General features: G+C 37.1%; 14 protein-coding genes and 2 riboswitches. Of the genes, 10 read left to right on the forward strand and 4 right to left on the reverse strand.

Annotated elements, in window-relative coordinates; all coding sequences use genetic code 11:
• Window positions 1–17 precede the first annotated feature (17 nt).
• Together pbuX and xpt are read right to left on the reverse strand one after the other, a co-directional pair.
• On the reverse strand, window positions 18–1286 hold the full coding sequence (gene pbuX / locus HMPREF1208_RS07135; protein WP_037559511.1) for a xanthine permease PbuX: 1269 nt from the start codon (window positions 1284–1286) through the stop codon (window positions 18–20).
• Window positions 1286–1867: a xanthine phosphoribosyltransferase gene (xpt, locus tag HMPREF1208_RS07140; RefSeq protein ID WP_016425675.1), complete on the reverse strand. Its 582-nt coding sequence runs from the start codon at window positions 1865–1867 to the stop codon at window positions 1286–1288. The genes pbuX and xpt overlap by 1 nt, the downstream gene beginning before the upstream one ends.
• A gap of 183 nt (window positions 1868–2050) precedes the next feature.
• Window positions 2051–2153: riboswitch (purine riboswitch) on the reverse strand.
• A 180-nt stretch (window positions 2154–2333) separates the two neighbouring features.
• On the opposite strand from xpt, the gene HMPREF1208_RS07145 reads away from it, so the two are divergent.
• The 5 genes from HMPREF1208_RS07145 to HMPREF1208_RS07165 all read left to right on the forward strand — a co-directional run bounded on the left by HMPREF1208_RS07145 (window position 2334) and on the right by HMPREF1208_RS07165 (window position 7293).
• Window positions 2334–2759 carry a general stress protein gene (locus HMPREF1208_RS07145; protein ID WP_016425676.1) on the forward strand — a complete coding sequence of 142 codons (426 nt, stop codon included), beginning with the start codon at window positions 2334–2336 and terminating at the stop codon, window positions 2757–2759.
• Window positions 2760–3066: 307 nt separating this feature from the next.
• Window positions 3067–3741 carry a hypothetical protein gene (locus HMPREF1208_RS07150; protein ID WP_016425677.1) on the forward strand — a complete coding sequence of 225 codons (675 nt, stop codon included), beginning with the start codon at window positions 3067–3069 and terminating at the stop codon, window positions 3739–3741.
• 111 nt (window positions 3742–3852) lie between these two features.
• Complete coding sequence (locus HMPREF1208_RS07155; RefSeq protein ID WP_016425678.1) at window positions 3853–4452, forward strand: hypothetical protein; 600 nt, start codon at window positions 3853–3855, stop codon at window positions 4450–4452.
• Window positions 4453–4525: 73 nt separating this feature from the next.
• Window positions 4526–4628, forward strand: a riboswitch (TPP riboswitch).
• A 93-nt stretch (window positions 4629–4721) separates the two neighbouring features.
• A complete protein-coding gene (thiO, locus tag HMPREF1208_RS07160) occupies window positions 4722–5840 on the forward strand; it encodes a glycine oxidase ThiO (protein WP_037559513.1) in 1119 nt (372 codons plus the stop codon).
• A gap of 64 nt (window positions 5841–5904) precedes the next feature.
• A complete protein-coding gene (locus HMPREF1208_RS07165; RefSeq protein WP_016425680.1) occupies window positions 5905–7293 on the forward strand; it encodes an L-cystine transporter in 1389 nt (462 codons plus the stop codon).
• A gap of 108 nt (window positions 7294–7401) precedes the next feature.
• Here the strand turns inward: HMPREF1208_RS07165 and nfsA are convergent, their stop codons facing one another.
• Window positions 7402–8157, reverse strand: coding sequence for an oxygen-insensitive NADPH nitroreductase (gene nfsA / locus HMPREF1208_RS07170; RefSeq protein WP_016425681.1), 756 nt, complete (start codon window positions 8155–8157; stop codon window positions 7402–7404).
• Window positions 8158–8720: 563 nt separating this feature from the next.
• On the opposite strand from nfsA, the gene ahpC reads away from it, so the two are divergent.
• Together ahpC and ahpF are read left to right on the forward strand one after the other, a co-directional pair.
• Window positions 8721–9290 (forward strand): alkyl hydroperoxide reductase subunit C, encoded by a 570-nt coding sequence (gene ahpC, locus HMPREF1208_RS07175; protein ID WP_016425682.1) that lies wholly within the window; start codon window positions 8721–8723, stop codon window positions 9288–9290.
• 14 nt (window positions 9291–9304) lie between these two features.
• The gene (ahpF, locus tag HMPREF1208_RS07180; protein WP_016425683.1) at window positions 9305–10828 is read left to right on the forward strand and encodes an alkyl hydroperoxide reductase subunit F; all 1524 of its coding nucleotides are present in this window, start codon (window positions 9305–9307) and stop codon (window positions 10826–10828) included.
• Between the two features lie 86 nt (window positions 10829–10914).
• On the opposite strand, the gene bioB is transcribed toward ahpF, so the two are convergent.
• Window positions 10915–11904 carry a biotin synthase BioB gene (gene bioB / locus HMPREF1208_RS07185; RefSeq protein WP_016425684.1) on the reverse strand — a complete coding sequence of 330 codons (990 nt, stop codon included), beginning with the start codon at window positions 11902–11904 and terminating at the stop codon, window positions 10915–10917.
• Window positions 11905–12161: 257 nt separating this feature from the next.
• Here bioB and HMPREF1208_RS07190 point away from each other — a divergent pair, with 257 nt between their 5' ends.
• From HMPREF1208_RS07190 to HMPREF1208_RS07200, 3 genes are all read left to right on the forward strand, one after another.
• Complete coding sequence (locus tag HMPREF1208_RS07190; RefSeq protein ID WP_016425685.1) at window positions 12162–12539, forward strand: iron chaperone; 378 nt, start codon at window positions 12162–12164, stop codon at window positions 12537–12539.
• 169 nt (window positions 12540–12708) lie between these two features.
• Complete coding sequence (locus HMPREF1208_RS07195) at window positions 12709–13734, forward strand: methionine ABC transporter ATP-binding protein (RefSeq protein WP_016425686.1); 1026 nt, start codon at window positions 12709–12711, stop codon at window positions 13732–13734.
• Window positions 13728–14387 (forward strand): methionine ABC transporter permease, encoded by a 660-nt coding sequence (locus HMPREF1208_RS07200; RefSeq protein WP_016425687.1) that lies wholly within the window; start codon window positions 13728–13730, stop codon window positions 14385–14387. The genes HMPREF1208_RS07195 and HMPREF1208_RS07200 overlap by 7 nt, the downstream gene beginning before the upstream one ends.
• Window positions 14388–14389 lie beyond the last annotated feature (2 nt).

Here is a 14389-nt window from a genome sequence, read left to right on the forward strand (position 1 = left end):
TCAAATTATTACTTATATTATTTCACATTTTCATCATTTTGTTGAGAGTTAATACCATTAAAAAATAAATTCAAGAGAATTGCTGATATTGTGCCTAAAACAATCCCATTTTGCGTAAACCATGCAAATTGGTCACCAAGTGCTTTAAACGCTTCAGGTACTGCTGTGATACCTGCACCTAGACCCACCGATATTGCAATAATCAACAAATTATTCTGATTTTTAAAGTCAATATCATTGAGAATACGTACACCGTATGCCATGACCATACCGAACATTGCCAACATCGCACCGCCCAGTACAGAGAGTGGAATAATATTAGCCAATGCGCCAAGTTTAGGGATACAGCCACAAATAACTAATAAAATAACCATGCCGTAAATGACATCATTTTTCTTAACACCTGAAAGAGATACAAGACCCACGTTTTGAGAATAAGCAGTGTACGGAAATGCATTGAAGATAGCGCCTAAAGTAATCGCCATACCTTCTGCCATATAACCTTTTCTAAAGTCTTTACGTTCAAGTTTCTTACCAGTAATTTTACTTAAAGCATGGTAAACACCTGTCGATTCAATCAAGCTCACTAATGCGACGATGAAAAAGACTAATGTTGCACCAAAGTCAAAAGAAAATCCTGTAAATCTGAACGGCTTAGGTAATTCAAACCAATGGGCTTGTCCTACTTGAGCTACATTAATTAATCCGAATACACTTGCCAAAATAGTACCTAAAATTAAGCCTAATAAAATGGCAATGGATTTTAAGAAACCACGCGCAAAACGTTGTAAAATCAAAATAATAATGAGCGTCGCAAAACCGAGTAAAATATGTTTTGGATCACCATAATCTTTTGCACCTTGACCCCCTGCAATATAATTCATTGCAACAGGCATCAAAGTAATCCCAATAATTGTCACAACACTTCCAGTTACAACAGGTGGAAATAGTTTTACGAGTGAAGCAAAAAAGGGTGCAATTAAAATAACTAATAAACCAGACAGAAAGAGTGACCCATATAAAACGTCAATACCTTTCGTTTGTCCGATTAAGATCATAGGTGCAACCGCAGTAAAGGTACATCCTAAAACAACAGGCAATCCGATACCGATACCTCGATAAACTTGTAAAAATGTCGCTACACCACACATAAAAATATCGACTGTGACAAGATACGCAATTTGTTCATTTGTAAAATGCAAGCTTGTCCCAACAATAATCGGAACAAGAATCGCCCCTGCATACATCGCTAATAAATGTTGTAAACTTAATAAAAATCGCTTCATCATTCTGTATCTCCTACTAGAGTTACTTTATTCCCCTTTAATGAAGCAACTTGGCATAACGATGATACAGTTAAGCCTGCCTCTTCTAATCGTGAACGTCCTTGTTGAAAACTCTTTTCTACTAGAATTCCCACACCCACTGTTGTCGCTCCTGCTTGCTCAACCAAACGATGTAAGCCTAATGCAGCTTCTCCATTGGCTAAAAAGTCATCAATAATCAATACTCTATCTTCTGGAGATAAAAACTCTTCAGAGATAATCACTGTATTCGTTTTGTTTTTAGTGAATGAATGTACATCTGTTTGATAGTACCCTGCATTTAATGTGCTTGGTTTCGCTTTTTTGGCAAACAAACAAGGAACGGTAAAACGATGCGCTGCCATAATGGCCGGTGCAATCCCTGATGCTTCAATCGTCAAAATTTTAGTCACACCTTGATCTGCGAACTGATCATGAAACGTTTGACCTATGTCATACATCAAGCCAGCATCGATTTGATGATTTAAGAATCCATCGACTTTGAGAATCTTTTCATCAATGACAACACCATCTTCAATGACCTTTTTTCTTAATGCGTCCACTCCTATTCCTCCTCGATAAAAATGATATCAAAAATACCCAAAACTAAAGAATGAGGTTTTAGGTATACGAGTAATAGTCATACAGTTGTAAAATGGCGCTATAACAGGTGTCTAACCCATGTATTGTTTGACAATTCAAAAATATGCAAATAGCAGAATTGAAAGGATACATTAAGCACGCTACATCGATGTACCATTACTCATAGTCATGTCGTTTAAGGCAACATGGTAGAAACTTCTAAAGCCGTATTCTTCAGATTATATGAGCTTGATAAATTATCTACTGATAATAGCAAATTTAACCCTCTTTCGCAATAGCATCATCTTAAATCCATTGTATTCAGAAATTTATGGAAATTCGTTGCGTAAAGTAATGTTTAGGCGCATAATAGCATTATAAAACCGTTTATAGAACGGAGTATGAGGGTAGTGTAATTACAAAACACGATCGGGAGGCGTCACACATATGGCACTATATAAAGTAGAAAAATATAAAGTTGCACGTACAGAAGATGATGCAATTCAATACGTTGATTTACTATTAAAAGAAGGTCTAAAAGAAAATGAAATTGTGGTATTAAGCAGAGAAAAATTGAAAACAGATCGATTCAATGATTCACAAATTCAACACAAATCGACTAATGGAACAGTCAGCGATAAATTTATGCGCTTTTTTATTGGTGAAGATGCGGAAGAGGCCGCTCTGTCTAAATATAATTTCTCTGAACATGAGCGAGAAGACCTTAAACAAGACATCGTAAACAATAAAATCATAGTGATTGCGCAAAGAGTTGATCACGAATGCAATGAGGTTCCAGAAAACAATGCTGCATATCAAACACCAGACGATGACAAACATGCTCCTTCTGAACATAAAGGGGACATTGAATAAATCAAACACTGCGTTCTATTAATACTGAATGACTTCATAATCATTTGATGGGGACGGGAATATGAGATAGATGTGGAAATCTATAGAAACATGAGATTTCCATACACACTCTCTCCTGTTCCCTTATTGTTTATCTTTTGTTTTGACACCACAGTCAGTCATGATGAGTCCAGCTTAGTCATCTGTTTTATCTAATGATACAGTCACAACTGACTCCCTCACCTAGCTATTGTATTGATACATCATTGCAATGACCCTATATACTTGCAAGAATAAACGAGAGTTAACTTAAAAGAGGTGACGTAACATGAACTTTGTACATATTAAATCTACGCATGATCGTTGGTATGAGCCAGCAATAGCATTCTATAAAAATAAATTAGACCATCTAGTAACAGAAGATGCGTCTGTTTTTGCGCGTTCACTCAAAACAGATAAAACCCAACACGACTTTGTATTTATTGTTGGTATTGAGGACGACGCCATTGTAAGCTTGGCGACAGCCCACTATGAAGCGACGACAAATGTCGGCTTTATTGTTTATCTTCTTGCACAACATAGTCAAGATTGTGAGGCCTGCTTGAAAACGACTTTAGAACAGATTGAGTATGAGTTGAATCGTATATCTAACCATCTTCACGGTCGAGATGTTAATTTCTTTATGTTTGAATCTACATTTGAATCTAACGATGTTGATGAAGAAACAGCAAAAAAAATTAACTTCCGTCGTCACTTTTTAGTAGATAACGGTTACGAAAAGCAAACTGAAATTACATACTTACAACCTTCATTAGATCGTAACGGTAAGCCCATCCCTTTAGATTTATATGTGAAAGGCAATATTCCTTTAACTAAGGATATTTTTGGTACAAGTGTTAAATCCTGCTACATTTTAAAATATGTTTATGCGAATCAAATACCACGAAGTATCATTTATCCATTACTTGTTAAAATGGGTTTACGCAAAGAACATCGCCCATAAGACCTTGAAATCAATGCTTAAAGCCGTTAAAATAATGAGAGAGGCAGACTGACGGGTCACTGAACGCACACTTCCGTACGTCTAAAAAGAAGAGAAAGGATCTAATGATATATGCTGACAAAAGAATTTGCCCAAAGATCAGGCTTAAGTGAAAAGCAAGTACGTAAAATCGTACAGCATCTTGAAGAACGTGGTTACCATTTAAATAAAACCGAATACCGTGGTCGAGAAGCGACTGATTTTAAAGAAGAAGATATTGAATTATTCCAAGAGATAACAGAACGTGTTGCACGTACAAATAGTTATGATCTTGCTTTTGAAGAATTAGAACAAGAAAAAGACTTTCTACAAGTTATCGTCAAAGAAGACAAACAGCACTTACCGAGCGATCAACAAGTGCCACAACTTATCAATGAATTACGCAATGAAATCAACAAAATGCGTGAAGAACGTCAAATGTTAGGTCAGATGGTCAGCCAAGTTCATCAACAACAAGAAGAATTAAAAGCGTTACATACCCAATTAAACCAACAACTTGAATCGAATAGTAAGTCTCTGGAATCACTGACAGCCGCACAAAAAGAACAAAGTGAACAATGGAGTCAAACGCAACAAAGCATCGAGACTCAAACTAAAGAGCAACAAGCACTTGCGCAATCGATTCAAAACAGTGAAAAGAAAGGCTTCTTCCAACGTTTATTCGGTGGTTAAAGCCATCCAACCTTTGCGTATCTTGCATATTTCAAATATGAAAGTTACAATAATAAATGAAATCAAATAAAAATTTATATGCTAGGGGTGCTCGAGGCGAGCTGAGAAAGAATTTATCTTAACTCTTTGAACCTGAGGTGGTTAGAACCAACGAAGGAAAGCGTATGATGACAATGAACTTAGTTCAACTCTTTTTAATGATGATTCAATCATCATTTTTCAATCATATACGTGTTCCTCCTGCATCCTTTCATGCAGGAGGCTTTTTTATGAAACAAACAATTATTATTGGTGCCGGCGTTATGGGTTTATCCATTGCAAGACAGCTGTCCTCTCAAAACCGGCATATTCGGATTATCGATCGTTATACCCCAAGAATGAATGCATCTTACGCTGCGGGAGGCATGCTTGGTGCACAGAACGAGTTTTTTGAAGCCAATCCACTGTATCACCTCGCTATGGAAAGTCGTGCAATGATGCCTGAAGTTGCAGCTGACCTCGAACAAGAGACTGGAATTAATATTGAATATCAAAAATACGGTTTAATTAAAGTGGCTTCTCAAAAACAAGATATCCAAGCAGTAGAAGCGCAATTCCAATTTTTACACAGCCAAGATCACACGATTAAACAACTCTCAAAATACGCTCTAAAACAACGTTTCCCCAAACTCGATTCTAATCAAAGTGCTGCTTTTAAAATCCAAGATGATGGTCAAATTAACGCAAACACCTATACGAAAGCATTAATTGCTTCCGTTATAAAGCGCGACTATATTGAACTCATGACACAGACCGAAGTCTTAAAAGTTGAACGTCATCACAATGGTTATACAGTCATTACCTCTAAAGGCAACTTTTCAGCAGATGAACTGATTATTGCTGCGGGCGCTTGGTCGGGGACTTTACTCCAACAACTCCATATCCAATTACCTACTCAACCAGTTAAAGGTGACGTTAAGCTGATTGCCTCTTGTTATAAAGGGTTGAAGGAAACCATTTTTAATATGAATGGTTGTTACATCGTACCCAAATTGCCTAATCGTTTCTTAATTGGTGCGACATCAGACTTCGATAGCTGGAGTATTGAAAATGATGCGAACAACTTGTCATGGTTAGATCAAGAGAGCTTGTCTATGATTCCGCAACTCAAAAATCATCATGTAATCAAAACATGGACGGGCATTCGACCTATCACACCTAACCAAGAGCCAATTATGGGAGAAGTTGAAGACCATCTTTATGTATCCACAGGGCATTATCGAAATGGTATTTTACTCTCACCTATAGCAGGTACGTTGATGGCAAAATTGATTGACGGCCATGCTAAAGCGAAAGAACAGCTCACCCCCTTTTCACCCAAAATTGCTCAGATAAAAAATAAAGCTTGATTTTATACTTTTTTCCTATTATCCTATTGTATAAGTCGGAATTAAGAAGGAAGCGTATTTTGATATGTCTGTTTTTTTAACTATTGTTAATTTAATTATTTTTATTTTCGCTCTTATTGGACTTTGGTTCATGACGAAAAAACATGTTAAATTCCCTAAACGTGTCTTTACTGCACTTGGTTTAGGGATCTTATTAGGCCTTCTACTCCACCTCATTTATGGTGTTGATAGCAAAGTCACATCAAAAACGACAGAGTGGGTTGGCTTAGTGGGTGATGGTTACATTGCCCTCTTGCAAATGATTGTTATCCCATTAATCTTTGTTTCAATTGTTGCTGCTTTTACGAAAATCGATATTGGTGAAAAGTTTGCTAAAATGGGCGGATTGATTTTTGCTTTCCTTATTGGAACAGTAGCAATCGCAGCAATTATCGGTATTATTTATGCAGTCGTCTTTAATTTAGATGCTTCTAGCATTGACCTCGGTCACGCTGAGAATGCACGTAGCTCTGAAATTGCAAGTCAGGCTAAAGAATTAACGGCAACGACATTACCTGCTCAAATTTTAGAGTTAATCCCATCTAACCCATTTTTAGACTTTACGGGTCAACGTGCGACATCTACAATTGCTGTCGTAATCTTTGCCGCTTTTGTCGGCTTTGCCTTTTTACGCGTGACACGTAAACAACCTGAAAATGGTCACACACTTAAACGCGGTATCGACGCAGTCTATTCACTTGTAATGGCTATCGTTACATTCGTCTTAAGACTTACACCGTACGGGATTCTAGCAATTATGATGAAAACCATTGCGACGAGTGACTTCGCTGCCATTTGGACGCTAGGAAAATTTGTTATCGCATCTTATGCTGCACTCATCACGATGTATATCATTCATATGATTATCCTTGCTATCATAGGCGTCAACCCAATTCAATATATGAAGAAAACAGCCGAAGTCATTTTATTCGCGTTTACTTCACGTTCAAGTGCCGGTACATTACCATTAAATGTTCAAGCACAAACGAACCGTTTAGGCGTGCCTCAAGCCATTGCAAACTTCTCTGGCTCATTTGGCCTTTCGATTGGACAAAACGGTTGTGCGGGTATCTACCCTGCCATGCTAGCCATTATGGTTGCACCTGTAGCTGGCGTAGAGGTTGATTTTAAATTCCTTGCAACTGTTGTTGTCGTCGTACTCAGCTCATTTGGTGTTGCTGGTGTCGGAGGCGGTGCAACATTTGCATCTATCCTTGTACTTTCAGCGTTAAATTTACCAGTTGGACTCGCTGGTGTACTCATCTCTGTTGAACCTTTAATTGATATGGGACGTACAGCGCTAAATGTTAATGATTCAATGTTAGCAGGTACTGGAACAGCTAAATTAACAAAACAATTAAATGAAGAAACATTTAATTCAAATCACTATGATGAATTAACACCGCAACATTAATAACATCATAACAAAACCCCTTTCAATCTTACGTGTGGAAAAGATTTGAAGGGGTTTTTGCTATTACAACTTTATGATTCAGATACTTTCAATTAAAAGTTTGCTGATTTATTTCCTATTAAAACCTGCCATTTGTAACCATTCTTTCATTTCTGTACGTTGCTTACTGCTCATAAATCTCGCTACTTGTTGTGACCATGTCTCATTGCGCTCACCGTTTGTACGCTGACTATAATATTGTGATACTTCTTGATCATATGCCTCTAGCTGTTTTGATAACTGTTCATCATTTTGGGAATACGTATCAATATGAAAAACATGTTCACGTGGCAATCTTGGTTTAGGAGCACCATTTTCATCATCAGCTGGAACGCCTAATGCCATTCCAAACAATGGAAAAACATGTTCAGGTAGTTTTAATATTTCTCTCACACGTTGTACGTCATTACGTAATGAACCTAAATAAACAATGCCGTAACCCATATCCTCTGCAGTCAGTGCAATATTTTGTGCTGCCAACGCTGCATCTACTGTACCTACGAGTAATCCCTCAGAAGACTCAAAGCTATCTTCCATATCAGCTTCAAGTTTCTCACTAATTAACTGATGACGGTGATAGTCAATCACGAAAACAAGTAAATAACCATTTTCTACGACGTAAGGCTGCCCAGAAACTTCTTTTAAAGCTTCTTTCTTTTCAGCATCTTCTATACCAATAATTGATGTTGTCTGTAAATAGCTAGAAGTTGAAGCCATTTGCCCTGCTTCAATTAATTTTTCGATTGTGTCTCTACTAATTTGATTTGATTTAAACTTTCTAACTGAGTGATGTCGTTTTGCCAAATCATACACATACTCTGACATTTATAAACACTCCTTATCCTTTTTCTATATCCTATCAAAACACTCAAGAAAACGCATGTCCCTTGCATATCATGCATACCCTTAAATCGTAGAAAAATAACAACAGAAGACATGCTGTATATTAAATTGGTCGTTGTTGATTGAGAGGCTATGTATTTCTGTACTATATAGTTGTAATTGAGAATCAGCGCCCGTAAATGATATTAGTAAGCATCTTATTCATCGTTCATTTGAATTGTTTAACACTTTTTAGAATAAAATTAATAACGCCTTTATTATCCAATTTCAAGCCTTTTTCATCATTAAGGTGATACATTTATTAGAATTTAAAGCGCAATTTTTATCGTTTTAATCGCGCTAACACAGGTCGAAACGCTGATTCCACTGTCTTTCGCAGCGTATGTCCCTTTCAACAATGATATTTATTTGACGGAAAGCATGTTCCATGTCATAATAGCTATTGAGATTAGAATTATTATTAATAAGGAATTATAATTAAGACGAGATGTCTTTAAATTCTAATCTAAAATAATAATGATTCATATAATAGGAGGATTTCGATTATGTCATTAATTGGTAAACAAATCGAGGAATTTTCAGCACAAGCTTACAACGCAAAAACAGATGAATTTGTTGAAGTTTCACACGAAGACTTAAAAGGTAGCTGGAGTGTTGTTGTATTCTATCCAGCTGATTTCTCTTTCGTATGTCCAACTGAATTACAAGATGTTCAAGAGCAATATGCGAAATTACAAGAACTTGGTACAAACGTATACTCTGTTTCTACAGATACACACTTCGTACACAAAGCTTGGCATGATCACTCAGATGCAATTAGCACATTAGAATACACAATGATTGGTGACCCATCTCAACAAATCACACGTTTATTTGATGTATTAGATGAAGAAAAAGGTCTTGCACAACGTGGTACTTTCATCGTTGACCCTGACGGTGTTGTACAAGCTGCAGAAATCAATGCAGACGGTATCGGCCGTGACGCAAGCACACTTGTTCACAAAATCAAAGCTGCACAATATGTGCGTGAAAATCCAGGTGAAGTTTGCCCAGCAAAATGGGAAGAAGGCGGCGAAACTTTAACTCCAGGATTAGACTTAGTCGGTAAAATTTAAGGAGGCTATGCTGCATGTTAAATCAAGAATTGAAGCAACAATTATCGCAACTTCTTGATTTGATGGAAGGTGACGTTGTACTTAAAGCAAGTACAGGTTCTGACGAAAATTCACAAAAAGTTGAAAACCTTGTGAATGAAGTTGCAGAAATGTCATCTCGAATTACAGTAGAAAAAGCTGATTTAAAGCGTACACCTAGCTTTAGTATCAATAGACCTGGAGAGGACACTGGCATTACATTTGCTGGTGTCCCTCTTGGTCATGAATTCAACTCTTTCGTTCTTGCACTTTTACAAGTCAGTGGACGTGCTCCGAAAGAAGAACAATCTGTAATTGATCAAATCAAATCTATTGAACAACCACTTCACTTTGAAACTTATATCAGCTTAACTTGTCATAAGTGTCCAGACGTTGTTCAAGCATTAAACTTAATGAGTGTATTGAACCCTAATATTACACACACGATGATTGATGGTGCTGTATTTAAAGAAGAAGCAGAAGACATCATGGCTGTACCTGCCATCTTCTTAAATGGTGAGCAATTCGGTAATGGCCGTATGACTGTAACAGATATTTTGAGTACACTCGGTCAAGGTCCGGACGCATCTGCATTTGAAAACAAAGAAGTCTTTGATGTACTTGTTATTGGTGGCGGTCCTGCAAGTGCAAGTTCAGCAATCTATGCTGCACGTAAGGGGCTCACTACAGGTATTGTCGCTGATAGAATTGGTGGCCAAGTCAACGATACAGCAGATATCGAAAACTTAATCGGTGTTAAGAAAACAACGGGTCCATCATTATCAACTAACTTGGAAGAGCATATTAAAGATTATAATATCGATGTTATGAAAGGTGTTCGTGCAGAACAACTTGAAAAAACAGATAAAACTGTATCAGTAACACTTGATAACGGCGCTGTTCTAGAAACACGTTCATTAATTATCGGTACAGGTGCACGCTGGAGAAAAATTGGGGTACCAGGTGAAGAAAAATACACGAACAAAGGCGTCGCATACTGCCCGCACTGTGACGGCCCTCTATTTGAAGGTAAAGATGTTGCAGTTATCGGTGGCGGAAACTCTGGTATTGAAGCTGCGATTGACTTAGCAGGAATTTGTCAAAATGTCACAGTATTAGAATTCTCTGACACATTAAAAGCAGATTCCGTCTTACAAGAACGTTTGAAATCATTACCAAACACACAAGTTATTACTAATGCAGCTACAAAAGAAATTACAGGTGATGATCGTGTCAACGGTCTGACTTATACAGATATGCAATCAAAAGAAGACAAACACATCGACTTAGATGGCGTTTTCGTTCAAATCGGTTTATCTCCTAATACAGAATGGTTAGGCGATTCTGTTCAACGTAACCGTATGGGCGAAATTGAAGTTGATCGTCTTGGTAATACTAATGTACCAGGTGTCTTCGCAGCTGGAGATTGTACAGACCAACGTTACAAACAAATTATTATTTCAATGGGATCAGGCGCAACAGCTGCATTATCAGCATTTGACTATCTCATCAGAAACTAAAGTTTTAAAACATGCAAAAAGCTGATTGACGCAATGTCAATCAGCTTTTTTGATATCATATTCTGAATGGCATCACTTAATAAACGTTATACACGTTCCATCTCACTTTGTTTAGTGCCGTAATCAATCTCATATCCCATATCGCGAATCATATCATAATCCAGTTGGTTCGGTTGACCTCCAGTAATTAAATAATCACCAACGAAGATAGAGTTCGCAACCATTAGGGCTGTTGATTGCAATGAACGAAGATTAACTTCCCTACCTCCTGCAATACGAATCTCTTTTGTTGGATTGATCAAACGGAATAACGCAAGTATTCTTAAACAACGCATTGGCGTCAATTGATCCATATCTCCAAACTTAGTCCCCTTAATTGGATGTAAAAAGTTGACCGGTATACTATCAGCATCAATATCTCTCAATGCAAAGGCCATGTCGACGATATCTTGGTTAGATTCTCCCATACCACAAATCACACCTGAGCAAGGTGAAATATGATTTTTTTTCATTATTTCAATCGTATCGACACGATCTTTATACGTGTGTGTTGTCACAACTTCATCATGATAATTTTCACTTGTATTCAAATTATGGTTATAACGATCCACGCCAGCAGCTTTTAAACGCCCCGCTTGCTCCTCATTCGTTAAACCTAAACAAGCACATATTTTTAATTGCGGATGCTCAGCCTTAATCTGTTCGACTGAGGATGTGATATGATCAATCTCTTTATCACTTGGACCTCTACCACTCATAACGATACAATAGGTGCCAATTTCATTTTCAGCCGCAACTTTCGCACCTTCTGTAATTTGATTTTCCGGAATTAATGCATAACGTTGTTTTTCCTTCATTTCACGCGATTGGCCACAATAACCACAATCTTCAGGACAAATGCCACTTTTAGCATTTAAAATCATATTTAATTTTACTTTGTGACCATAATAATGTTTACGTAATTGATAAGCTTCATGTACAAGGTCCATGGTGTCGTAGGTTGGATTCGTAAATAAGTCGAATGCTTCCTCTGGTGTTAAAGCTGAACCTTTTAATATTTGCTCTGCAATTTTCATAACCATTCCTCCTCATATAAAAGCCAGTATACCATAATTGTAAATTAATTTATATTTTAAGTTTACAATATGTCTTTCTTTTCAAAACAATGGCTTTAAATTTAGGCCGCTAGATGGTAATCAAATTTTGTCTTAATGCACAACATTTCTGTACATAAACATAAAAGTATAAATTAAGTTTCTTTTCTATACGACATGTTACAATACGAGTGTAAGTCATATACTCATCATCTTAAATATTTAATGGGGGAATGCAAATGGAAACTTTAGATGATTTTTTAGAAACCATCGACAAAGAGGCACACCGAGAGAAACTTAAAAAAGTGTTACAAACAATTTTAGAAAACTACCCTGAACTTACTATGGAGATAAAATGGAATCAACCCATGTTATTGTATAAGGACAATGGTTCTTTCATCTTGGGCTTTAGTAAAGCTAAACCTCATTTTGCAATTTCACCTGAGAAATATACTTTAGATACTTTTGCAGATGACATTAAAGCTGCTGGCTATCAAATGACAAAAATGTTTATGAAAATCAAATGGACGGACGAAGTCAACTATGATTTGATTTATCGTATCATTGATTTCAATATTAAAGACAAAAAAGATAGTACTTCTTTTTGGCGTCGCTAAAATGCGTCTCACTTTAAAGACTTAAATCAAACTTTGCGTAAGCGAGGTCAATTTAAGTCTTTTTTTATAGTTTTTCAGAAAATACTAAATATTGTGTTGACTATTTTTTGCACATCACATAAAATACAGACATTACTTATTATTTAAATCGGAATTAAGGAAGGTTGCCATGATCGAATTTAAAAATGTCAATAAAACATTTAAAAAGAAAAGTACGACTGTGCAAGCACTTAAAGATGTTAACTTTAAAATTAATAAAGGGGATATTTTTGGTGTTATTGGGTACAGTGGTGCCGGTAAGAGTACCCTCGTCCGTCTTGTTAATCAGTTAGAAAAACAAACGTCGGGAGATATTCTAGTTGACGGTCATCATTTAAATACATATTCAGCCGCCCAATTGCGCACGGTTAAAAAAGATATCGGAATGATATTCCAGCACTTCAATTTACTCAACTCAAAAACGGTTTTTAAAAATGTGGCGATGCCTTTAATTTTAAGTAAAGTGCCTATGGAAGAGATTAAAGTACGTGTGGAAGAGATGTTGCGATTTGTAGATTTAGCTGGTAAAGCGAATCAGTTTCCGACAGAACTTTCTGGTGGACAAAAGCAACGGGTTGCCATTGCCCGCGCTTTAATTACGCGTCCTAAAATTTTGCTTTGTGATGAAGCCACAAGTGCTTTAGACCCAGCCACAACTGACTCAATACTCGATTTATTGAAGAAAACGAACGAAACTTTTGGTGTAACGATTTTGGTCATTACACACGAAATGAGTGTTATCCAAAAAATATGTCATCGTGTTGCAGTTATGGAAAACGGGCAAGTCATTGAAATCGACACCGTTAAAAGTGTTTTCAGTCAGCCACAGACATCTACAGCACAACGTTTTGTATCGACGGTCATCAATACGTTACCTTCCCCTTCTGTGATTAAAGATATTCAACTCCATGAAGATGACACGGTATACAAACTGTTTATTGAACCTTCGCAAATTAAACATACGATTCTCAACGATCTCATTCAAGAAATCAATGTGAAAGTGAATGTCATTCATGCGATTACAGCTAACATACAAGATGAAACTGTAGGATATCTCTGGCTTCAAGTAACAGGAAATCCTGCTCAACAAAGCGATGTTCGTTCATACTTTGAAACACATCACATTCAATACGAGGAGGGATTACCATCATGTTAGGTTCATCAATCGAAACATCTCAGTTACTCGAAGCGCTGTATCAAACATTATATATGGTCACGTTTGCCCTTGTTCTCGGCGCCATTATTGGGATACCGCTAGGCATTCTACTCGTTGTGACGAGACAAAATGGAATATGGCCTAACGCCATCATTCATCATATTTTAAATCCAATTATTAATATATTGCGATCTATTCCGTTTATCATTTTGTTAATTGCGATTATTCCTTTTACAAAATTAATTGTTGGCACATCGATTGGGACAACGGCTGCTATTGTTCCTTTAACTGTCTATGTCGCACCTTATATTGCAAGATTGGTTGAGAATTCACTGCTAGAGGTAGATGCGGGTATCATTGAAGCTGCACACGCGATGGGGGCTTCGCCAATGCAAATCATTCGATACTTTCTTTTACCTGAAGCACTGGGATCACTTATCTTATCTATTACTACGGCCATTATTGGTCTGATAGGGGCAACTGCTATGGCCGGCGCGGTCGGTGGTGGCGGTATCGGGGATATGGCCCTTGTCTATGGTTACCAACGCTTTGACACACTTGTCATTGTGATTACAGTCGTGGTTTTAGTCATTATTGTTCAATTAATACAATCTGTCGGCAACGTACTTGCGAAAAAAGTACGTCGACATTAATC

It is taken from the genome of Staphylococcus sp. HGB0015 (genome assembly GCF_000411275.1).
Classification (GTDB): Bacteria; Bacillota; Bacilli; order Staphylococcales; family Staphylococcaceae; genus Staphylococcus; species Staphylococcus schleiferi.